The 22,583-nt window shown below is 49.9% G+C and carries 19 protein-coding genes and 1 other RNA gene; 6 read left to right on the top strand and 14 right to left on the bottom strand.

The window, feature by feature from the left end:
- Window positions 1–9: 9 nt before the first annotated feature.
- The 4 genes from ACTHUR_RS08525 to ACTHUR_RS08510 all read right to left on the bottom strand — a co-directional run bounded on the left by ACTHUR_RS08525 (window position 10) and on the right by ACTHUR_RS08510 (window position 4,383).
- Window positions 10–777, bottom strand: a complete 768-nt coding sequence (locus ACTHUR_RS08525; RefSeq protein ID WP_371460221.1) for an amino acid ABC transporter ATP-binding protein — start codon at window positions 775–777, stop codon at window positions 10–12.
- A gap of 9 nt (window positions 778–786) precedes the next feature.
- Window positions 787–1,503, bottom strand: coding sequence for an amino acid ABC transporter permease (locus ACTHUR_RS08520; RefSeq protein WP_083325003.1), 717 nt, complete (start codon window positions 1,501–1,503; stop codon window positions 787–789).
- Window positions 1,493–2,317 (bottom strand): amino acid ABC transporter substrate-binding protein, encoded by an 825-nt coding sequence (locus tag ACTHUR_RS08515; protein WP_070850484.1) that lies wholly within the window; start codon window positions 2,315–2,317, stop codon window positions 1,493–1,495. The genes ACTHUR_RS08520 and ACTHUR_RS08515 overlap by 11 nt, the downstream gene beginning before the upstream one ends.
- 155 nt (window positions 2,318–2,472) lie before the next feature.
- Window positions 2,473–4,383, bottom strand: coding sequence for an alpha-amylase family protein (locus ACTHUR_RS08510; RefSeq protein WP_440361166.1), 1,911 nt, complete (start codon window positions 4,381–4,383; stop codon window positions 2,473–2,475).
- A gap of 664 nt (window positions 4,384–5,047) precedes the next feature.
- On the opposite strand from ACTHUR_RS08510, the gene ACTHUR_RS08505 reads away from it, so the two are divergent.
- From ACTHUR_RS08505 to ACTHUR_RS08495, 3 genes are read left to right on the top strand one after another with little or no spacing between them, the layout of a single operon-like run.
- Window positions 5,048–5,827, top strand: a complete 780-nt coding sequence (locus tag ACTHUR_RS08505; protein ID WP_049344813.1) for a (Fe-S)-binding protein — start codon at window positions 5,048–5,050, stop codon at window positions 5,825–5,827.
- On the top strand, window positions 5,824–6,525 hold the full coding sequence (locus tag ACTHUR_RS08500) for a LutC/YkgG family protein (protein WP_049344814.1): 702 nt from the start codon (window positions 5,824–5,826) through the stop codon (window positions 6,523–6,525). The genes ACTHUR_RS08505 and ACTHUR_RS08500 overlap by 4 nt, the downstream gene beginning before the upstream one ends.
- Window positions 6,522–7,976 carry a LutB/LldF family L-lactate oxidation iron-sulfur protein gene (locus ACTHUR_RS08495; RefSeq protein WP_049344815.1) on the top strand — a complete coding sequence of 485 codons (1,455 nt, stop codon included), beginning with the start codon at window positions 6,522–6,524 and terminating at the stop codon, window positions 7,974–7,976. The genes ACTHUR_RS08500 and ACTHUR_RS08495 overlap by 4 nt, the downstream gene beginning before the upstream one ends.
- Window positions 7,977–8,163: 187 nt before the next feature.
- Here the strand turns inward: ACTHUR_RS08495 and ACTHUR_RS08490 are convergent, their stop codons facing one another.
- Window positions 8,164–11,997: a DUF3683 domain-containing protein gene (locus tag ACTHUR_RS08490; protein ID WP_049336118.1), complete on the bottom strand. Its 3,834-nt coding sequence runs from the start codon at window positions 11,995–11,997 to the stop codon at window positions 8,164–8,166.
- A 260-nt stretch (window positions 11,998–12,257) separates the two neighbouring features.
- On the opposite strand from ACTHUR_RS08490, the gene ffs reads away from it, so the two are divergent.
- Window positions 12,258–12,354: signal recognition particle sRNA small type (gene ffs / locus ACTHUR_RS08485), an RNA gene on the top strand.
- Between the two features lie 117 nt (window positions 12,355–12,471).
- On the opposite strand, the gene ACTHUR_RS08480 is transcribed toward ffs, so the two are convergent.
- From ACTHUR_RS08480 to ACTHUR_RS08465, 4 genes are all read right to left on the bottom strand, one after another.
- Window positions 12,472–13,689, bottom strand: a complete 1,218-nt coding sequence (locus ACTHUR_RS08480; RefSeq protein ID WP_003679234.1) for a uracil-xanthine permease family protein — start codon at window positions 13,687–13,689, stop codon at window positions 12,472–12,474.
- Between the two features lie 167 nt (window positions 13,690–13,856).
- The gene (locus tag ACTHUR_RS08475; protein WP_004520589.1) at window positions 13,857–14,168 is read right to left on the bottom strand and encodes a hypothetical protein; all 312 of its coding nucleotides are present in this window, start codon (window positions 14,166–14,168) and stop codon (window positions 13,857–13,859) included.
- 62 nt (window positions 14,169–14,230) lie between these two features.
- The gene (locus tag ACTHUR_RS08470; RefSeq protein ID WP_004520588.1) at window positions 14,231–14,869 is read right to left on the bottom strand and encodes a hypothetical protein; all 639 of its coding nucleotides are present in this window, start codon (window positions 14,867–14,869) and stop codon (window positions 14,231–14,233) included.
- Window positions 14,869–16,131 carry a multifunctional CCA addition/repair protein gene (locus ACTHUR_RS08465; protein WP_004520587.1) on the bottom strand — a complete coding sequence of 421 codons (1,263 nt, stop codon included), beginning with the start codon at window positions 16,129–16,131 and terminating at the stop codon, window positions 14,869–14,871. Before ACTHUR_RS08465 ends, ACTHUR_RS08470 begins: the two co-directional genes overlap by 1 nt.
- Window positions 16,132–16,323: 192 nt before the next feature.
- On the opposite strand from ACTHUR_RS08465, the gene ung reads away from it, so the two are divergent.
- Complete coding sequence (gene ung, locus ACTHUR_RS08460; protein WP_049336116.1) at window positions 16,324–16,983, top strand: uracil-DNA glycosylase; 660 nt, start codon at window positions 16,324–16,326, stop codon at window positions 16,981–16,983.
- A gap of 54 nt (window positions 16,984–17,037) precedes the next feature.
- Here the strand turns inward: ung and ACTHUR_RS08455 are convergent, their stop codons facing one another.
- From ACTHUR_RS08455 to ACTHUR_RS08435, 5 genes are all read right to left on the bottom strand, one after another.
- Entirely contained in the window at window positions 17,038–18,111 is a 1,074-nt protein-coding gene (locus ACTHUR_RS08455; RefSeq protein WP_049336114.1) for a sulfate/molybdate ABC transporter ATP-binding protein, read from the bottom strand.
- Complete coding sequence (gene cysW / locus ACTHUR_RS08450; RefSeq protein WP_049336112.1) at window positions 18,108–18,968, bottom strand: sulfate ABC transporter permease subunit CysW; 861 nt, start codon at window positions 18,966–18,968, stop codon at window positions 18,108–18,110. The genes ACTHUR_RS08455 and cysW overlap by 4 nt, the downstream gene beginning before the upstream one ends.
- An 84-nt stretch (window positions 18,969–19,052) precedes the next feature.
- Window positions 19,053–19,889 carry a sulfate ABC transporter permease subunit CysT gene (gene cysT / locus ACTHUR_RS08445; RefSeq protein WP_003683475.1) on the bottom strand — a complete coding sequence of 279 codons (837 nt, stop codon included), beginning with the start codon at window positions 19,887–19,889 and terminating at the stop codon, window positions 19,053–19,055.
- 160 nt (window positions 19,890–20,049) lie between these two features.
- Complete coding sequence (locus ACTHUR_RS08440; RefSeq protein ID WP_049336110.1) at window positions 20,050–20,499, bottom strand: DUF4124 domain-containing protein; 450 nt, start codon at window positions 20,497–20,499, stop codon at window positions 20,050–20,052.
- A gap of 12 nt (window positions 20,500–20,511) precedes the next feature.
- On the bottom strand, window positions 20,512–20,706 hold the full coding sequence (locus ACTHUR_RS08435; protein ID WP_049336152.1) for a hypothetical protein: 195 nt from the start codon (window positions 20,704–20,706) through the stop codon (window positions 20,512–20,514).
- A 185-nt stretch (window positions 20,707–20,891) separates the two neighbouring features.
- On the opposite strand from ACTHUR_RS08435, the gene ACTHUR_RS08430 reads away from it, so the two are divergent.
- On the top strand, window positions 20,892–22,520 hold the full coding sequence (locus tag ACTHUR_RS08430; RefSeq protein ID WP_049336108.1) for an ABC-F family ATPase: 1,629 nt from the start codon (window positions 20,892–20,894) through the stop codon (window positions 22,518–22,520).
- Window positions 22,521–22,583: the final 63 nt, after the last annotated feature.

The following is a 22,583-nucleotide window of genomic DNA, read 5'->3' as shown; positions in this document are numbered from 1 at the left end:
TCGTTTCAATTAAATTTGAAGATCGCCATTGTCCGCACGGATTTGGCGCAGGAATTTTTGTGTCCGTTCATGTTTGGGATGATTGAACAAATCTTGCGGGCTGCCTTGTTCGACAATAACGCCGCCGTCCATCACGACGACGGTGGTTGCCACTTCTAAGGCAAACTTGATTTCATGAGTAACGACAACCATGGTCCAGCCTTCTTGTGCCAACTCCTTCATGGTATCCAAAACATCTTGCACCAATTCGGGGTCAAGCGCGGAAGTCGGTTCGTCAAACAGCATCAGTTCAGGCTGAATCGCCAATGCTCGGGCAATACCGACGCGCTGCTGTTGACCGCCGGAAAGCTGGTAGGGGTAGAGGTCGATCTTGTCGCCCAAACCGACTTTTTCAAGCAATTTGACAGCCTCTTCACGCGCTTGGGCGACAGGCTTGCCTTGTACGGCAACCGGCCCTTCCATGACGTTTTCCAACGCAGTTTTGTGCGGAAAGAGGTTGTATTGTTGGAACACCATGCCGGACTTGCGGCGCAGTGCCAAAATATCGTGTTTGCTTGGTTTTTTGGAAAAATCGATGCTTAACGGCTGTGCGTTGTCAAACTCGATCTGACCTTGTTCAGGCATTTCCAAAGCGTTTAAACAGCGTAAAAACGTGGTTTTGCCCGAGCCGGACGGGCCTAGGATAACAACCACTTGTCCTTTGCCGACATCCAAATCGATGCCGCGCAAAATGGTATTTTCGCCAAAGGTTTTATGGATATTGCGGATTTTAATCATGACAACTCCTTATTTGGCGACATAGCGGTCAAAGCGTTTTTCCAAGCGCGCCTGAATCATAAACAGCACTTTGCAGAAGCACCAATAAACCAATGCGGCTTCGATATAAACGGGCAAAAAGTCATAAGTACGGTTTGCTGTCTCTTGGGCAACACGGAAAAGCTCGGTTACCGTTACTACGGCGGCAAGCGAGGTATTTTTGAACAAGCCGATAAACTCGTTGCTCAAAGGCGGTACGGCAACGCGGAATGCCTGTGGCGCGATAATGCGGCGGAACGTCTGCATATAGGTCATACCGATGGAGAAACCGGCTTCCCATTGGCCTTTAGGTACGGACAAGATTGCCGCGCGTATGGTTTCGGAAGCGTATGCGCCGACATTGAGCGAAAAGCCGATGATGGCGGCAGGAATCGGATCGATATAGATGCCGACGGAAGGCAAACCATAGAATACGATGACCAACTGCACCAAAAGCGGCGTACCGCGAATGACGGAAATATAAAATTCTACCAGCTTCAGCAAGCATTTTTGGAAAACACCACCGGAGGGCATGATCCGCACCAAAGCAACTGCTACGGCAATAATCATGCCGATAACGAAAGAAGCGATCGCCAAAGGCAAAGATACTGCGAAGCCGGCTTTGACCATGGGCCAAAACGCGCTGATGAGCATATCAGCGCGTGTTTCCGTCATAAACGGCAGAGAGGCAAGGAAATTATTTAACACTGATGTCTTTTCCGAAGAATTGTTCGCCCAGTTTTTTCAGCGTGCCGTCGGCTTTCAGTTCGTTCATGGCTGTGCTGAATTTAGCCAATGCTTCATCGTTGCCTTTATTGACAATCAAGCCGGAGCCGACTTTTTCGTTAGCCGGTGCAGACCAAACGATTTTCACGCCGGCATTCGGATTTTTCTTCAGGTAGTCCAATACCGCCAATTCGTCGTTCAGAGTTGCATCGGCACGTTTTTGTTCAATCAAGGTCAGGGATTGCGCCAAGCCGTCTACCGGTACAAGTTCAGCTCCTGCCGCTTTGGCTTTTTCGCCATAGTTGCTGGTCAGGGATTGTGCGGTTTTCACGCCTTTGATGTCGTCGATGGATTTGATGTTGCTGTCTTTGCGTGCAACCAATACAGCACCGCTCCAGCTGTAAGGCTCGGATTTGTCAAAAGTTGCTTGACGTTCAGGGCTGGTTAGGCCGACTTGGTTGGCAACCACGTCGAAACGGCCGGCTTTCAAACCTGCCATCATGGAGTCCCATTGTGTTTCTTTAAATTCGACTTTTACGCCCAATTTGTCGGCAACGGCGCGGGTAACTTCGACATCGTAGCCGGTCAATTTGCCGTCTTTATCATGGTAGGTGAAGGGTGCGTAAGTGCCCTCTGTGCCGACAGTGATGGTACCTTTGTTGTTGATACGCTCAATCAGTGAGCCGGAGGCCGCGCCGGATTGGGCCGGTGCAGAAGAAGCTGAGTTGCTGCTTTCGCCGCCGCAAGCAGCCAAAACTACTGCAGCGATGGTGCCAAGTACGAATTTTTTCAACATGGATTTTTACTCCTGATTTTTAGTGTGTCATCTGGTATTAAAGCATGCATTCTAAGCGAAACTGCCCAAAATACAAAATACATCTTAGTTTCTTAAAAGGCCGTCTGAACGCTGATTTGTTCAGACGGCCTTGAGTGGTGTATCAAAATTTCGGCTTATGCAATTTCAAGCCACATGACTTGATAGGGTTGCAGTACCAAATCCTGATTCAGGGAAACGGTTTGACCGCTGATCAAATCGTGTGCTTTAAACGGCATGGCTTGCAGCGTATGCGCACTGATGGTTTGCGGATGTTCGCTGAAGTTGCCGAATGCCAATAGTGCGTTGTTGCGCATATAGCCGATGATGTGTTTGTTGTTGGTATTGAAGGTAACCAACTTGCCGCCGTCAAAGCGCGGATTGCTTTGGCGAATGGCAATCATATGGCGCAAACCTTGGAAGATTTGACCGGCAGTGGTCGAGCTGTCATGGCGTTGGTTGTACAACTCTTCATTATAACGAGGACGGTGTGCCCAGCGGCTGTCGTCGCTCTTATTGCTGTCTTGCGACCAGTCGTCATCGTTGAGCGTACCCACTTCGTCACCCAAGTAAATCAGCGGCAGACCGCCGGTACTCAGAGCGATGCTGTACAAAAGTTTGATGCGGTCAACGGCATACGGGTCATTTTGAGCCAAACCAACCAATGCTGCGGCTGTACCGCTGACACGGCAGTCGCCAGTGTTGGGGTTGTATTGGAACGGTACACCGCGCGCGAAGCTGCCGTCAAAATGGTTGACGAAGAAGCGGTTGAGGAATTGTCGGTGGTCGTAGCCGTGGATGCCGAACTGCCATGCGTCCTCATCCGCAAAGGTCCAGCCGATGTCGTCATGGCTGCGGACGTAGTTGACCCATGCAGTGTGGTCGGGCAGGTTGTGGCGGTAGGTCAGTGCCTGATGGAGCAGGTTGACTTCGCGCGTGGCGAGGGTGTTCCACAACAATGCCATTTGCAGAGGGTTGTAGCCGATTTGACATTCGTCTTGGCTGATGTATTGGACAACTTGGTCAGGGTGGACGATGGCTTCGGATTTGAAGAACACGGCTGGCGCTGCGATACGCATTACAGAGTTAAACGCGCGAATCAGGGCGTGTGCCTGAGGCAGGTTTTCGCAGCTTGTGCCCATTTGCTTCCAAATAAAGGCAACGGCATCCATGCGCAGAATATCAACGCCCAAGTTGGCAAGGAACATCATTTCGCCTGCCATGGCACGGAATACCCACGGGTTGCTGTAATTTAAGTCCCATTGGAAGGAGTTGAACGTCGTCCATACCCAGCGTCCGTCTTCCAGTTGGGAGAAGCCGCCCGGATGTTGGTCAGGGAAGATTTCACGCAGGGTGCGGTCGTATTGGTCGGGCATCCAGCGGTCAGGGAAAATATAGTAGAAGTTGTCGTAGAGTGGATCGCCGGCAGCGCAGCGTTTTGCCCATTCGTGTTCGTTGGAAGTGTGGTTGAAGATGAAATCGACAACGGCGGAAATGCCTGCTTCGTGCAAGGCGGCAATGACATCGCGCAAGTCGTCTATTGTACCCAGTGCTGGATTGACATCGCGGTAGCTGCTGACCGCATAGCCGCCGTCGCTTTTGCCTTCAGGGCATTTAAACAGGGGCATCAGGTGTAGATAGGTCAGGCCCAATTCTTGGAAATAAGGGATTTTGGCTTTCAACCCTTGCAGATCGCCTGCGAACAAATCGACGTAGCACACGCCGCCAACCTGTTTGTTGGACAAAATCCAGTCAGGATCGTTTTCTCGCGCGATATCAATATCTTTTAAAGATGCGTTGCGTTGGGAATAGCTTTGCCATGCTTGGGCAATCAGTTGCTCCAGCATAGGGAGGACGGCTTCGTTGTTGTTGTATACGTTGTCCAGCTCATGCATCAGTTTTGGGAAGTGTTCCTCAAGTCGTCTGTCAAACTGTTTCCAGTCTTCAGATGTCTCGATGCTTGCACGCTGTTCGGGGGTATAAATCGATAGGGTGCGTTCTTTAAGGTGATGCAAGGTCAAATCAACCTGTTGAGTCTGGGTCAACATAATGCCTACTCTGAAATTAAGGTGAAATTGTTTTGAAGCTTGGTTTCACTTCTTTTACAAATCCATGCCGATTGTGGGCGGCTAAGACTGTAATTTTGCGTCAAGAGACTGTCTCAATGATACTGGAAGTGCTTGAGTGTGCATAGAGTTTTCAAGGTTAAGAAGGATGATTTTTCAAGTGTTTGATTTTGATTAAAAGTAAGGTTGAGCATATGGAAAGCGGCCTTTTGACGAACTTATCTTTCAGACGACCTGAGTCTTGTGAGAAAAACTTTTATTTTTATTATCTTAGACATCTTTTTATTCAGATATGGCCGTCTGAAACATATGTACAGCATAATGGGTCGCTTATTTTGTTTAAAAATGAGTCATAGAGATTAAGTTCATGACTTCTGATGTAAATCAAGATTCTATAAAGAGGCAGTTATTGTGTTTTAAATAGAGAGAATGTACGAGCTTCATTCATTAAAAAATGAATCCATCAGTTTTCTTATTGATAGTGGTTATTATGTAGATTATCAAGTTAATAAGGAAAAGGTGTTTGTCTGGTTTGTCATGCTTTTTTAATATTATTTTTTAAAATTAGACTTGACCCATTACAAGCAATTACTTAAAGTATCCATCTTATTTTTACACAAGAAAACGGGTTGTCCCGTTCTAAAAAATGAGCGCAATCAAACCACCACAAATCACTGTATTCGACAGCAAGCCAACCGATGCTTATTTCTTCGGTACTTGCGTTCTCGACCTTTTCATGCCTGAAGCAGGCATGGATGCCATTACTTTAATCGAACAACAGGGTATCCGTGTCCATTATCCAATGGAGCAAAGCTGCTGCGGTCAACCGGCCTATTCGTCAGGCCATCCTAAAGAAGCCTTTGATGTTGCCAAAGCGCAACTGGATTTATTCCCTGAAAATTGGCCGATTGTCGTGCCTTCCGGTTCTTGCGGCGGCATGATGAAACACCACTGGCCGACTTTGTTCAAAGGTACCGAGTACGAGCAAAAAGCCATTGATTGCGCCAATCGTATCATTGAATTTACCCACTTCCTGCTGGCGATTGGTTACAAACCTGAAGATAAAGGCGAGCCGGTTAAAGTGGCTGTTCATACTTCCTGCGCGGCGCGTCGCGAGATGAATGTACATTTGTCAGGCTGGCAGTTGATCGACGGCATGGAAAATGTTGAACGTATCGTTCACGACCATGAAAGCGAGTGCTGCGGTTTTGGCGGTACATTCTCTGTGAAACAAGCCGATATTTCCGGAGCGATGGTAACCGACAAAGTTGCCGCGCTGAAAGAAACCGGCGCAACTGAAATCATCAGCGCGGACTGCGGTTGCATGATGAATATTGGCGGCAAAATCGCTAAAGACGAACCCAATATGCCACGTCCGAAACATATTGCATCTTTCCTGTTGGAACGCACCGGAGGTAAAGCATGAGCGCGCGCGAAAATATTTTAGCGAAATTGAAAAAAGCCGATGCCTTGCCGATGGAAGAACCGCCGGTTTTCGATTATTACCGTGAAATGGGTGTTTCTTGGGCAAACGATGTCGAACGCTTGAAACATTGGGCGGCTGCCATGCGTGCCGTCAAAACTGAAATCTATTGGGTTACCAAATCCAACTGGCCGCAAGTATTCCGTCAAGCCGCCGAAGGCAAGGGCTTGAAAAACATTCTGCTTCCATTGGAAACAGAACATGGTCAGCTGGCCCGTGCAGCTTTGGCCGATACCGATATTGAACCGCGTGGTTTTGAGCGAAAAATCGACGACTGGAAAAACGAATTCTTTACCGATATTGAGGCTGGTTTTAGCGGCTCTAAATGCGGTATTGCCCGTACCGGTACGATTATGCTGGAGTCCAGTCCTGTCGAGCCACGCAGCCTGAGTTTGGTTCCGCCTGTGCATTTCTGCTTGTTTGACACCAGCAAAATGTACAACGAATTACATAATGCTGTTGAAGGCGAAAAACTGGTAGAAAAAGGCATGCCTACCAACGTTATTTTGATTTCCGGCCCGTCTAAGACTGCTGATATTCAATTGACTTTGGCCTATGGTGCACACGGCCCGCGCGATTTGGTGGTTTTGGCCGTTCTGCCTGATCACATTTCCCCTGCCGATTTGGAGGAAAAAGCATGAGTTCCCAAACCATTAAATTCCATATGAAGCCGGAAACGTTCAAGCAAAACGCCGCGATTTCTTTGCAAGACAAACCTTTGCGTAAAAGCTTGCGCACAGCGATGGACATGCTGATGACCAAGCGCAAAGCCGTTTTGACAGATGAAGAAGAGCTGCAAAGCCTGCGTGACTTGTGTGAGCATGTCCGTCAACGTTCGTTGTCCAAATTGCCTGCATTATTGGAACAGCTGGAAGAAAACCTGACCAAGTTGGGCGTTAAAGTCCACTGGGCAGAAACACCTGCCGAAGCCTGCCAAATCATTCACAACATCATTACCGATAAAAACGGTAAGCTGATGGTGAAAGGCAAATCTATGGTCAGCGAAGAGATTGAGCTGAACCATTATCTGCAAGATCAAGGCATCAAAGCGATTGAGAGCGACTTGGGCGAGTTTATCGTTCAAATGGCCGGCGAGAAACCAACCCATATCGTGATGCCTGCCATTCATAAAACCAAAGAGCAGGTTAGCGAGCTTTTCCATCAAAACCTCGGCACTCCATTAACAGATGATGTAGACCAGTTGACTGGATTTGCGCGTAAAGCATTGCGCGATATTTACAGCACTGCCGATGTCGGTTTGAGCGGTGTGAACTTTGCCGTTGCTGAAACGGGCACTTTGTGTCTGGTCGAAAATGAAGGCAACGGCCGCTTGAGTACCACTGTACCGCCTGTGCACATCGCCATTACCGGTATTGAAAAAGTGGTTGCGAAGCTGTCGGATGTTCCGCCTTTGTACAGCCTGCTGCCACGCTCCGCCATCGGTCAGAACATTACCACTTATTTTAATATGATTACCGGTCCTCGCCGTAGCGAAGAGCTGGACGGCCCTCAAGAAATGCACTTGGTACTGCTTGATAACGGCCGTAGTCAAGCGTATGCAGAAGATCAAATGCGCCGTACCTTGCAATGTATCCGTTGCGGTGCGTGTATGAACCACTGTCCGGTTTATACCCGTATCGGTGGCGCGGCCTACGGTACGACTTATCCCGGCCCGATTGGCGAGATTATCTCTCCGCATTTGTTAGGCTTGGATGCGACACGCGATCTGCCGACTGCATGTACCATGTGTGGCGCCTGTGTTGAGGTTTGTCCGGTACGCATTCCGATTACCGAACAAATGCAACGTCTGCGTGTTGAAGCGCAACGTTCGCCAACAGAAACCGTTCCTCATCCTATCCGTGGTCAAGGCGCATCGCATACCTTCGGCGAGCAAATGGCGTGGCGTACGTTTAACGGCATTTTCAGCGGCAGTAAGGCTTATCGAGCATTCGGCTGGGCTGCTACCAAATTCCGTGCATTGACGCCAAGCAAGCAGTTAAGCTGGACCAATAACCATGTTCCGATGAAACCTGCCAAGCAAACATTGCATGAGATGATGGCAGAAAGAAAACGTCAGCAAGAAAAAGCATAAGACTTGAAAATAAAACCTGGGGGATAAAAGCCTCAAGTTTTATTTTTTATTGAATACTGCTGGTGTAGCATCGCTATTTGTAAAGGCATTTGATTTGATTATTGTATTTTGATTCTTTTGAATAAAAAGGCCGTCTGAAAGATTTTCAGACGGCCTTTATTACATCCAAAAGTTTTTGTCTAAGTCCTTAGAGCAATACTTTTTCTACACCGCCGTTATTGGCTTTTTTTACAAACTCATCCAGCCAGTTTTCGCCGAGGATGTGTTTCGCCATTTCGATGACAATGTAGTCGGCAGGCATATTGTTGTCGTCGGCGTAGCGGCTCAGGCCTTGCAGGCAGGCTGGGCAGGAGGTAAGCATTTTGACGGGTTCGCCCTGAGGCAGCTCTTTGAGGTTTTTCTCAATTTCCTCTTGTTTGCGGAACTTGACCTGAGTGGCAATGTCGGGTCGTTTGACGGCAAACATACCGGACTCGCCGCAGCAGCGGTCGCTTAAGACGACTTTCTGTCCCATCAGGCTGCTGGCCATTTGGGTGGCATTCATGGTTTTGATCGGGGTATGGCAAGGGTCGTGGTAGAGGTATTGCTGACCTTGTACGCCGTTTAGCTGCACACCTTTTTCAAGCAGATATTCATGGATGTCGATGATACGGCAGCCTGGGAAGATTTCTTCAAAACGGTATTTTTCCAGTTGGTCGTAGCAGGTACCGCAACTGACGACGACGGTTTTAATGTCGAGGTAGTTGAGGGTGTTCGCCATACGGTGGAAAGCCACGCGGTTGTTGGTGCTCATTTCTTCGGCTTTAGCCTTATTTCCGCCTGCGTCTTGCGGATAGCCGCAACACATATAGCCCGGCGGCAGGACGGTTTGTACGCCGACATGCCAGAGCATGGCTTGAACGGCTAGTCCGATTTGGCTGAACAGGCGCTCAGAGCCGCAGCCGGGGAAGTAGAACACGGCTTCGGCATCTTCCGGAGAAGCCGGATTGCGGATGATAGGAATACTCTTGTCGTCTTCTATACCCAGCATGGAGCGTGGAGTTTTAGCAGGCACGCTTTTCGGCAAAGGACGGTTGATGAAGTGGATAACCTGTTCTTTGATTGAGGCGGTACCGACGGTGGCTTTCGGTTCGGCTTTTTGCTTTTTAGTGCCAATCGGAAGAAGCTTGCCGATTTTGTAGGCAAAGTTTTGCGCTGGGAAGCCGGTCTGTATCATGGCGGCGCGAAGGGCTTTAATGGTTTTCGGGCCTGTGGCGTTCAAAAATGCCATACCCATTGAAGCTGCAGGCGCAAAGCGTTTGTGGCCGGAATCGGCAAGGTAGTTGCGGACGGCTACGGTAACGTCGCCAAAGTCGATGTTGACAGGGCAGGGCTTAACGCAGCGGTGGCACACGGTGCAGTGGTCGCCGATGTCCATCAGTTCTTCAAAATGCTTGACGGAAACGCCGCGACGGGTTTGTTCTTCGTATAAGAAGGCTTCGGTCAGTAAGCCCACACCGAGGATTTTGTTGCGGGGGCTATACAGTAGGTTGGCACGCGGAACATGAGTAGAGCAAACAGGTTTGCATTTGCCGCAGCGCAGGCAGTCTTTGACGGAATCGGCGATGGTGCCGAGGTCTGATTTTTCCATAATCAGCGATTCCGCACCCAAAAGCTCGAAAGACGGCGTATAGGCGTTGCGCAGGTCCGAGCCTTTCATCAGTTTGTGACGGTTGAAGGTGTGTTTGGGATCGACTTGGTTTTTGTAATTCCAAAACGGTTGCAAATCTTCATCTGTCAGGAATTCGAGCTTGGTAATGCCGATGCCGTGTTCGCCGGAAATTACGCCGCCGAGCGAACGGGCGATTTTCATGATGCGTTCCACAGAACGGTAGGCCGTCTGAAGCATTTCGGCATCGTCTGAGTTAACCGGAATATTGGTGTGAACGTTACCGTCGCCGGCGTGCATATGCAGGGCGACGAAGACGCGGCTGCGTACGGTTTTGGCGTGGATTTTGCCCAAGCCTTGGATAATTTTGGTATCTGTTTTGCCGCTGAAGATTTCAGAAAGCGGCTTCATTACGTCCGCTTTGACAGACACGCGCAGGCGGAAATCGCGGAAGGCAATAAAGCAGCTTTCATTGTTTTTGGCTTCGGGCGCAGCGTGGACGGCTGCGCCATAGCGTGCTTTATAGTCGGCAAGCGGCGCGTCTAAGTTAGCAAGCAGCCATTCCCAACGCGCTTTGACAGCGGAAACGTGGGCTAGGGCGTGTTTGCCGCGTTCGCCCAATAGTTCGGCGGTTGGCAGGTCTGTTCCCATTTTGTCGATGGGGAGTTTGCCGGACAGATATTGCTCTAAGGCGGCACAGAGTTTGAGTTTGTTTTGAATGGAAAGCTCAATGTTGATGCGCTCGATGCCGTCTGAATACTCACCGAGCCGCTCCAGCGGAATCACTACGTCTTCGTTGATTTTAAAGGCGTTGGTATGTTTGGCGATGGCGGCGGTGCGGCTGCGGTCAAGCCAGAAGGTTTTGCGCGCTTCTGGAGATATGGCGATAAAGCCTTCGCCGTCGCGGGCGCGGGCAAGTTTGCAGATGTGTTCGGCGGCTGCCTGTACGGCGGCTTCGTCATCGGAAACCACGTCTGCCAGCAAGACCATTTTAGGTCGGCCTTTACCTGCCGCTTTGGTGGCATAACCGACGGCGCGGACGTAACGCCAGTCTAAATGCTCCAAACCCGCCAGCCGAACGCTTTCATGGGTAAGCAGGAAATCGCGGATTTCGACGATGGAAGGCGTTGCGGTGGCGACTGTACCGAAAAATTCCATACATACAGTACGCGTGTATTTCGGCATTTTGTGCAATACGAAGGCGACGCTGGTGATGATGCCGTCTGTGCCTTCTTTCTGCACGCCGGGCAGACCGCTCAAGAATTTGTCGGTAACGTCTTTGCCCAAACCGACTTTGCGGAATTTGTGGCCGGGGATTTCCAAGCGTTTGGTATTGACGATATTGCGGCCGTCTGAATCCAACGTATGTACATCAAACAAGGCGATTTCTTCATCGTGGATTTTGCCAAAATTGTGGCGAACGCGTTCGATACGCAACCATTCGCCTTGAGGGTTGATCATGTTCCAGTAGGCGAGGTTGTCCAAGGCAGTACCCCACAGCACAGCTTTTTTGCCACCTGCATTCATCGCCACATTACCGCCCACGCAAGACGCATCGGCGGAAGTCGGATCAACGGCAAACACCAAACCCGCCTGATGCGCGGTTTCTTCCACCCGGCGGGTTACTACGCCTGCGCCACAATGGATAATCGGATGTCTGCCGTCCAAGCCTGCCAGCTCAACATATTCGACGCCGCGATGCTTGTCGAGTTTTTCGGTATTGATGACTGCGCTGTTTGCGTCTAAAGGTACTGCGCCACCAGTGTAGCCGGTACCGCCACCGCGTGGGATAATGACCAAGTCCAACTCAATTAAAGCGCGCACCAAAGGCGCGATCTCTGCCTCGGTATCAGGATTAACGACAACAAACGGATACTCCACGCGCCAGTCAGTCGCATCGGTAACGTGCGTTACTCGAGCCAATCCGTCAAACATAATATTGTGCGGCTTGGTAATTTTGCTTAAGCGATCCAAAATTTGATGGCGTTTTTGGCTGGTTTCATCAAAACTGCTATCAAAACGCTCGACTGCTTTTTCTGCTGCTGCAACCAAGACATCCACTTGCCGATTATCGTCGCGGCGTTTGCGGATTTCATTTAAGCGGTGGCGCATTTCCCGCACCAGCGCGGCGCGGCGTTTCGGATGCTCCAGCAAATCATCGACCAGATACGGATTACGCACGACCACCCAAATATCGCCCAATACTTCAAACAGCATTCGTGCCGAACGTCCTGTTTTGCGTTGACCGCGCAGGTCTTGCAGGATTTGCCACGCTTCGTTGCCCAACAGTCGGATGACGATTTCGCGGTCGGTATAAGAAGTATAGTTATAGGGAATTTCTCGAATACGCTGAGGGGCAGTAGTCGTGGTCATGGTCGTGTTCCGTTGATGGATGTAATGTTTTTATATTAAAGGCCGTCTGAAAAATGCAATTTCTTCTTGATGGCGTAAAGTGTTAATGTAGTGTAATTTTCGATATTTTTCAACGGAAAAGACAATAAACATTTCAATGGGAATGATTTTCAACTAGGTAATATTGTTTACAATCTTGTCATGTAAATGATTTTCAGACGGCCTGACAGATTTTATCGCTTGAGTTTTTCTGTAAAACCGCTATAATGCGTTTCTTCTATGGCGGGTCTCCCCGCATGGTAATTCGGAACACCGGGTCAGGGGCGGAAGCCAGCAGCCCACTCTGATGAGCCAGTGCCGGGGGTTCGGCTCGCCACCTTATTCAAAAATGCCGGAGATGGTTAAGTCTCCGGCATTTTTCATTGTATAAAGCGTAATAAAAAGGCCGTCTGAAATCTCATTTTCAGACGGCCTTTGAGTTTATGAGCCAGCTATTTATGCTTCTTCTGATTTTGTATTGGGCAAAACGCAGTTCAGGATAATGGCCAATACGGCGCATAAACCTACACCGGCGAAGCTCAAAGTACCTACTTTGATAATCATGCCGCCGATACCTGTCGTCAATACGGAACTGACGATAACCAGATTTTTCGGCTGCATCAAATCGACTTTCGCATCAATCAATGTTTTGATGCCCAAAGAGGCGATTGTACCGAACAGCAGCAACATAATGCCGCCCATAACCGGCATAGGAATCGAAGCCAAAAACGCGTTGAACTTACCGAAAAATGCCATGAAAATCGCAAAAATTGCCGCCCAAGTCATGATAACGGGGTTGCTGTTTTTGGTAATCATCACCGCGCCGGTCACTTCACCGTAAGTGGTCACAGGCGGGCCGCCGATCAAACCGGCCACGCACACGCCCAAGCCGTCGCCGGCGAGGGTTTTGTCCAAGCCCGGGTCTTTAGTGTAGTTTTTGCCGGTTACATTACCGATGGCCATAATGCCGCCGATGTGTTCGATGGCCGGGGCGATGGCAACGGGCAACATAAACAAGGCAGCCTGCCAGTTGACTTGAGGCGTTTCAAAATGAGGGACGGCAAACCAAGGAGCGTTGATGATGGCGCTGGTATCGACCAAGCCCATGATCAAAGCCAACACATAGCCTGAAGCCACGCCGATCAGAATCGGAATCAGCTTCATCATTTTGCTGCCGAAGACAGAAACAATGACGGTTACCGCAAAGGTAAAGCCGGACAGAATCAGCGAGTCGATATAGTCGATGACCTGTTTTCCATCCGCCTGACCCATGGCCATGCTGCTGGCTGCAGCGGCCACGGACAAACCGATTACCATAATCACCGGACCGATAACCACGGGCGGCAACAGCTTGTGTACCGCATCTAGACCGCGCCATCTAATTAGCGCGGCAAAGACAAAGTACATGAAACCTGCCGCAAACAGGCCGAACATGGTAGAAGGCAGGCCCCATTCGCCGATGGAGTAGATAATCGGTGCAATAAAGGCAAAAGAAGAGCCGAGGAAAATCGGCACTTTACGTTTGGTAACCAATTGGAACAACAAAGTGCCCAAGCCTGCGCCCAATAATGCCAAAGCCGGGTTCAGTCCCGTCAGAAGCGGCACAAGCACCATGGCACCGAATGCGACAAACAAAATCTGCGCACCGGCTACCGCCGTTTTAAGCTGATTCATAAAAGCTCCGAAGAAAATTCAAATGGCGCAGATTATACTGATTTATCCTAATTGTGAACATTTATTTACAAAAGGCCGTCTGAACATATGTAACGATGACACCTGTTCAGACGGCCTTATTCGATAGCGAATTGTTAATAACTTATCAAAATCGATTAGGAAAATTTTCAGCCGCGTGTTTCGCGCCAAACCAAATAATCGCGCAGGGGTGGCATGGGCGGATTGATGCAGTGCGGACAGATGCCGGTTGTGTCTTCATCGTCGCTGTCGATATGGTAGTCGTTTGGATCGAAGCGCACCTGCTGCATCACAGCTTGCGCCAATGCTTGTTCCTGTACGACATCAAATTCAAATTTTTCCAAAATCTCATTCAATAGGCAGATTTCGCCGTCGCTGAAAGATTCGCTGTGTTTGACAATGAGGCGTTGATAATCTTTATTGCTGATTTTTTCGTGAAGTAAATTGGTCTGGATAGTCATGATTTTATTGTTGAAATAAGATGGTTAAGGTGCGGATTATAGCGGATATCGTGTCGGCTGTTTCAAAGGGCGTCTTTAAGTTGACGGGCTTTGGCGAATGTGGGGATAAATCTGTTCAATTCAATATTGACTGCCTGAAAATCGCGGCTATCAAAAAAATCGCCGATACGTATGGTTTTTCCCTGATAATCGAAAGACCATGCACCTTGTACACATTTTTGGATACGTAAAATATTGGGGACATTGTGAATTTTTCGTTTCATACCATTTTGGTAGAGGTTTTCGTTTGGCAACCTCTGTTTCCTTCCTTGTGCAACAGGAGCTTGGGGAATATGGTCACGAGAATGCCATTCGGAGATTTCTGACAACGGGAAACTACGCCAACGCCCAATGGAAAACAAGGTATAACCATGAGACAGCGTATGGTTACGGATCTTGATGTTTTCACGTCCGAAAAGTTGCCAAAGAAGGCCGTAAACAAGTGAACCGACTAAGTAGAAAGTAAAAAGTAAAGGGATGAGAATGGCTTCTAAATTAGTGAAATAGTGCTCTTCAAGGTAAAACGGCGCGATGCATGTAAGAACAAAGGAAAACATAAGAAATACCGCGGTAAAACCGATTTCCTGCGAGTCATGTACAACACGAGCAGATACGGCAATGCCGTCGGGCATGCGTTCGATTTTATAACGCGAAGATGCCATCAATAGCCTCCTATTTTTTCAGCCTGATACGCTTTTTGCAGCGGCCTAATTTGCGCCAAGCGGGCATGATCGATTTGTTCGGCAATTAAATGGGCTTTGCCTTGTGCGCGGCACTCGGCGGCAATTTTGCCTGCATCTACTTGATTGGCGGCCTCAAGTAAGGCCAGCCAGTGTTCACGTTGCGGATAAGGCGTGTTTTCAAGATTCAGACGGCCTTGTTTGTCGGCCACGCAGACGTTTAAGGCCGTCTGAAAACGTTCGGGGCGGCGGAATGCGTCGGTTTTTTTCAAAACATTCAAAATAGTTTTACTTTTGAACTGCCCGACTTGATGGAGCATGATGTGCCAACGGCAGACGAGTTCGGCAAGCTCGGCGCAGTGTTTGGGCGCGCGCAGGCGTTGATTGACTTCGCGGACGGGTTCGACGCCGTTAAGGTCGTGTCCGTAGTGTTTCGGCAGTATATCGGCCGGTGTTTTTGCCTTGCCCAAGTCGTGCAATAAGGCAGCATAGCGTTCAGCGAGGGACAGGTTCATCTCGGCGGCTCGTTGTACAACCATCAGCGTATGAATACCGCTGTCGATTTCGGGATGATAGTCGGCGCGTTGCGGTACGCCGAAAAGGGCATCGACTTCTGGCAGTAAAACTTTGAGTGCGCCGCATTCGCGCAAAACTTCAATCATTCGGCGCGGATTTTTCTCCATCAAGCCTTTGGCCAATTCCTGCCAGACACGTTCGGCAACCAAGGCATCCGCTTCGCCGTTTTCTACCATTTGCCGCATCAGCGACATGGTTTCATCGGCAATTTGAAAACCATAACGCGCGGCAAAACGGGCGATACGCAAAATCCGCACAGGGTCTTCGGCAAAGGCAGGCGAAACGTGGCGCAGGATGCCGGCCGCCAAATCTTGTTGTCCGCCAAAAGGATCGATGATCGTGCCGTCTGAATCCTGAGCCATGGAATTGATGGTCAGGTCGCGGCGCATTAGGTCTTGTTCCAGCGTAACGTCTTTATCGGCATGAAAACTGAATCCGGCATAGCCTTTGGCAGTTTTACGCTCGGTACGGGCGAGGGCGTATTCTTCGTGGCTGTCCGGGTGGAGAAAGACGGGAAAATCCTTGCCAACAGGTTGATAGCCTTGAGCCAACATGGTTTGCGCATCTGCACCGACGACTACCCAGTCGCGGTCTTTGACGGGCAGGCCTAAAAGATGGTCGCGGACAGCGCCGCCGACAAGATAGGTTTTGATGGTTTGTGTATTCATATAAAAATCGAACGATATAAAAAGGCCGTCTGAAAAGCCGTATTGGGTTTTCAGACGGCCTGAGTCAGAACGCTATTATGACGCTTTAGGTTTGTTGCTGTCGATAATCTTCAGTCCTGCGGCGACAACAAACCATATCGTTATGCGGCATATCCTTTATAATAAGCCCATTCAAATACGGAGCGGCAAATAATGCAGACTTGGCACGAGGCAATTGGTGCGGAAAAAGAAAAGGCGTATTTTCAAACGATTTTGGAGAAGGTGCGCCATGAAAGGCAGGCGGGGATAACCGTTTATCCGCCCGAGCGCGATGTATTCAATGCCTTTCGGACGACTGAATTCGGAAATGTAAAGGTAGTGATTTTAGGGCAAGACCCGTATCACGGTGCGGGTCAGGCGCATGGTTTGGCGTTTTCCGTCCAGCCTGAAATTGCGGTGCCGCCGTCGCTGGTCAATATTTATAAAGAGTTGGCGACGGATATTGAGGGTTTTCAGATTCCGCAACACGGCTATTTGCAGCATTGGGCGGAACAGGGCGTGTTGCTGTTGAACACGGTATTGACTGTCCGTGCCGGTTCAGCGCATTCCCATGCGACTTTTGGCTGGGAGGCGTTTACCGATGAAGTCATCCGACAATTGGATAAGGAACGCGAGCATTTAGTCTTTATGCTGTGGGGCAGCCATGCGCAGAAGAAAGGCGCGTTTATCGACCGCAATCGCCATTTGGTGCTGACCGCGCCGCACCCTTCGCCTTTATCGGCATATCGCGGCTTTTTTGGCTGCAAACATTTTTCGCAGGCAAACGCTTATTTGCAGGCACATGGTTTAGAGCCGATTGATTGGCAGGTTTAAATAAGATGAAAGGCCGTCTGAAAGCAGATTTTCAGACGGCCTTATGCTTTAGTCTCAAATCGAATATTCAATCAGCTCGTTTTGAGAAAAGACATAAACCTGTTTCGGAATCAGCCTCAATTCTTTGCCTTCGGCGATTTGGTAACGCGCGGCATCGCTGCCTGCCAGCGTGATATGCACGTCTTGTTTGTCGTGTTTTACCACAATATGCGTCAATGCGCCGACGGCGTGGATTTTTTCGATTTTGGCGCGGATCATCGGGGTTTCGTTTTCGGCGGCAAGCTGCCATTCGTGCGGACGGATGTAGCCGATAGCGGTTTGTTCCTGCCATTTGTAGTGCGTGTCCAATTTCCACGCGAAGCCGTTGTAATGCCAGATGCCTTTTTCGATTCTGCCTTCGAAGGCGTCGGTTTCGCCGAGAAATTCGGTAACGAAGGCGTTTTCAGGTTTGCGGTAAATGGCTTCGGCACTGCCGGTTTGCTCGATTTTGCCGTGGTTCATGACGACGATTTCGTCGGAAACTTCAAGGGCTTCTTCTTGGTCGTGCGTCACCAGAATGCTGGTTACGCCTAGGTTGTGATGGATGTCGCGCAGCCAGGTGCGCAATTCTTTGCGCACTTTGGCATCCAGCGCGCCGAAGGGTTCGTCCAAGAGCAGAAGTTTGGGTTCGACGGCGAGGGCGCGGGCGAGGGCGATGCGTTGGCGTTGGCCGCCGGAGAGCTGGTGCGGATAGGATTTGGCGAGTTGGGAAAGCTGCACGAGTTTGAGCAATTCTTCGACTTTGGCGCGGATTTGTTCTTTGGACGGGCGTTCGGACTTGGGCAATACGGTCAAACCGAAGGCGACGTTGTCAAACACGTTCATGTGGCGGAAGAGGGCGTAGTGTTGGAATACGAAGCCGACTTTGCGCTCGCGCACATGCTTGGCGGTTACGTCTTGGCCGTCAAAGAGAATTTGGCCGCCATCGGCGTTTTCCAGTCCGGCGATAATGCGCAGGAGCGTGGTTTTGCCGCAGCCGGATGGGCCGAGCAGGGAAACGAGTTTGCCGGTGGGGACGTTGAGGTTGATGTTTTTCAGCGCGTGGAACGCTCCGAAGTGTTTGTTTAGATTTTGAATAGTAATGCTCATGCTGCGTTCCTTTCAGCGGCGGCGAGTTTTTTGTCTTGTAATTTTGTGATGATGTTTTGCACCAGCAATGTGGCCAAGGCTAAAAGTGCCAATACGCCGGAGAGGGCGAATGCGCCGGTGAAGTTGTATTCGTTGTAGAAGATTTCAACCAAAAGCGGGATGGTGTTGGTTTCGCCGCGGATGTGTCCCGATACCACGCTGACCGCGCCGAATTCGCCCATCGCGCGGGCGTTGGTGAGGATGATGCCGTAGAGCAGCGCCCATTTGATGTTGGGTAGGGTAACGCGCCAAAACATCTGCCAGCCGCTTGCGCCGAGTATTAGCGCGGCCTGTTCTTCGCTGTCGCCCTGCGCCTGCATTAAAGGAATGATTTCGCGCGCGACAAAGGGGAAGGTAACGAACAGCGTCGCCAAAATAATGCCGGGGATGGCGAAGATAATCTGTATGCCTTGCGCTTCAAGCCAGCCGCCCAATGCCGTATGCGTGCCGAACAATAAGACGAACATCAAACCGGCCACCACGGGCGATACGGAAAACGGCAAATCGAGCAGGGTGGTCAGCAACTGCTTGCCGCGAAAGTCGAAACGGGTCAACAGCCACGCCATCGCCACACCCAATACGGCATTGATAGGAACAACAATCAGAGCGGTAATCAGGGTTAATTTGATGGCAGACCATGCTTCGGGATCGGTCAAGGATTGCAGGTATAAATCCCAACCGCCTTTTAAGGCCTCGTAGAATACGGCAACCAAAGGCACGACCAGCATCAGCAGCAGAAAGCCCAAGGCGGTAGCAGTCAGCAATACGCGCAGCCAACGCGGTTCGCTCAGGTTTGGATTGGTAGAATGGGTTTTCATGTTAGTGAAGTCTCTATTTATTCTTGTATCCGTTTAGGCCGTCTAAAAAATGTTTGCTTGATGTTTCAGACGGCCTATTGTTTGTTAAACCTTCGCTCCGGCACGGCGGCTCAAAGTCCATTGCATAATGTTTAAAATCAGCAGGATGACAAACGAAATCATCAGCATAAACAGAGCAACGGCAGACGCGCCCTGAGCATCGTATTGCTCCAGTTTGCCGGTAATAATCAAGGGCAGGATTTCAGACACCATCGGAATATTGCCCGCGATGAAAATGACCGAGCCGTATTCGCCGGTAGAGCGGGCAAACATCATGCCTGCACCGGTCAACAAGGCCGGTGTGATTTCAGGCAAGAGAACACGGCGGAACGTAGTCCAACGGCTTGCGCCCAAAGTTGCCGCTGCTTCTTCATACTCGCCCGACAATTCTTCCAATACCGGTTGTACGGCGCGGACGATAAAGGGCAGGCTGACGACAATCAGCGCAATCCAAATACCGATGGGCGTAAAGGCGATTTTGATACCCAAAGGCTCGAAAAAACGGCCTATCCAGCCATTGGGCGCATACAGGGTTGCCAACGCAATGCCTGTTACCGCTGTCGGCAGCGCAAACGGCAAATCGACCAAAGCGTTTACCAACCCTTTGCCCGGAAATTCATAGCGCACCAATACCCAGGCGACCAACGTGCCGAACACGATATTGGTTAACATCGCATAAAACGACATCCGCAAGCTCAGCCAGACGGCCGCCAAGACATTGGGTTCGGTAATCGTGTTCCAAAATCCGCTCCAGCCGATTTCTGCTGCTTTGGCCGCCATCATCGCAAACGGCAAAACCACCAAAAGCGACAGGCATAAAACCGTCAAACCCAAACTGAGCTTGAAACCCGGCAATACAGAAGGCGTTTTGAGTAACAACATAATGGCAACCGTCAGAATTTAATACACGCTTACTTTAACAAGGCAGTCTGAAAACTGGAAAGAATGCTTTGTTTGGTATAAAGACGATTTTGTTATATTGAAGACATGAAAAGGCCGTCTGAAAACCAAATTTCAGACGGCCTTGCTGGTGTGGTAAGGATCAATAGGCAACAGGATCTTGAGATGCAGGCTGGTGTTGCGCCGCGTCATAGTTTTCCTGAGCCGAGCGGACGGCTTTTTCCAAACCCTTGATCCGTTCGAGATAGCGGGCATAGTTGCGTTCATTGCCATAACGCACTTTTTTGCCTTCTTCCAAGTTTTTCTTGGCGGTATCCAAAGCACGCTTGGCTGCGCCGACGTCAGCCGGATTGACCGGGGCGACAGCTTCTTCCGCTTGCTCGGTTTTGCTTGGGGAAATCGGCGTTGCCGGTGTTGAAACAGGCGCAGAAGTATAGACGGACGGTTTGCCGATATTGCTGGCTTTGCAGTTTTTGCCGCCGGCTTGGGTATAGACTTTGCGGCCGGCAGAATCGGTACATTCAAAAATAGGCGCGGCGGAAATTGCAGTTGTCAAAGTGAGTAGTAATGTACTGATCCAAATTTTGTTCATTTTTATTTTTCCTTAAAACCATTTCCACCAAACAAGCAAAGCCGCAATCATGATGATGTTGGCGAAGAGGATGGGCTTCCACTGTCTGGGCGCACGTCGTAATTCAGCGCCAGATCGTGTGCGGCGGATATAGAAAAACGGGCTGAGCAGCATGGAAGCGGCGCATACCAAAATAATCACGGCGTAATAGATTTTGTGCGTTTCCATATTGTTTCTCCGTTTCAGACGGCCTGAAATGCTGCCTACAACGCATTTTTGCGTGAAGCGCTGTCTGTTTTTATCTTGCATAGGCATTGGGCACACTTGCTATGGCCTCAATCCTGAGGTCTTTGCAAAAATATGCTACAATCGCGTCCGATTATAACATTCTATTTATAAAGGTTTTACGAATAATGATTTCTACCAACGGCATCACCATGCAGTTCGGCGCAAAGCCGCTGTTTGAAAACGTATCCGTCAAATTTGGCGAAGGCAACCGTTACGGCTTGATCGGCGCCAACGGCTCAGGCAAGTCCACCTTCATGAAAATCCTCGGCGGCGATTTGGAACAGACTGCCGGCGAAGTAGCGATTGAAAACGGCGTGCGTTTGGGTAAATTGCGCCAAGACCAGTTTGCCTACGAAGACATGCGCGTGCTGGACGTAGTGATGATGGGCCATACCGAAATGTGGGCGGCGATGACCGAGCGTGATGCGATTTACGCCAACCCCGAAGCTACCGAAGACGACTACATGAAAGCCGCCGAACTGGAAGCTAAGTTTGCCGAATACGACGGCTACACTGCCGAAGCACGCGCTGCCGAATTGTTGAGCGGCGTGGGCATTTCCGAAGATTTGCACAATGCGACCATGGCAGAAGTCGCCCCGGGCTTCAAGCTGCGCGTATTGCTGGCGCAAGCCCTGTTCTCCAAGCCAGATGTATTGCTTTTGGACGAACCGACCAATAACTTGGACATTAATACCATCCGCTGGTTGGAAGGCGTGTTGAACCAGTACGACTCCACCATGATTATCATCTCGCACGACCGTCACTTTTTGAACGAAGTCTGCACCCATATGGCGGATTTGGACTACAACACCATCACCATCTATCCGGGCAACTACGACGACTATATGCTTGCTTCCGCCCAATCGCGTGAGCGCGCCCTGAAAGACAACGCCAAAGCCAAAGAGAAACTGCAAGAGCTGCAAGAGTTCGTTGCACGCTTCTCTGCGAACAAATCCAAAGCCCGTCAGGCAACCAGCCGTCTGAAGCAGGCAGACAAAATCAAATCGGAAATGGTCGAAGTCAAACCTTCTACCCGTCAAAACCCGTATATTCGTTTTGAAGCCGACGAAAAAGCCAAATTGCACCGTCAGGCTGTGGAAGTTGAAAAACTGGCCAAACGCTTTGAAACCCAGTTGTTTAAAAACCTGAACTTCATCCTTGAAGCAGGCCAACGCCTTGCCATCATCGGCCCGAACGGCGCGGGTAAATCTACCTTGCTGAAACTCTTGGCAGGTGCGTACAACCCCGAATATTCAGGCGGCCTGCTGCCGGACGAAGGCACCATCAAATGGGCGGAAAAAGCCAGTGTCGGCTACTATCCGCAAGACCATGAAAACGACTTCGACGTCGATATGGACCTGAGCGAATGGATGCGCCAATGGGGTCAGGAAGGCGATGACGAGCAAGTCATCCGCGGCACTTTGGGCCGCTTGCTCTTTGGCAGCAACGATGTTGTGAAAAAAGTGAAGGTTCTCTCCGGTGGCGAAAAAGGCCGTATGCTTTACGGCAAACTGTTGCTGTTGAAACCCAATGTCTTAGTCATGGATGAACCGACCAACCACATGGACATGGAAAGCATCGAATCCTTGAACATGGCACTAGAAAAATACAACGGCACGCTGATTTTTGTATCGCATGACCGTCAGTTTGTATCTTCATTGGCTACCCAAATCATCGAATTGGATGGCAAAGGCGGATATGAACACTACTTGGGCGATTACGAAAGCTATCTGGAGAAAAAAGGTTTGGCTTAAATCTTTATCAACAATCTAATAAGGCATTGAGATGCCGTCTGAAAATTTCTATATTTTCAGACG

Source organism: Neisseria sp. P0021.S007 (genome assembly GCF_051956855.1).
Note: the sequence above shows the minus strand (reverse complement) of the source record. Positions and strands in the feature narration are given on the sequence as shown.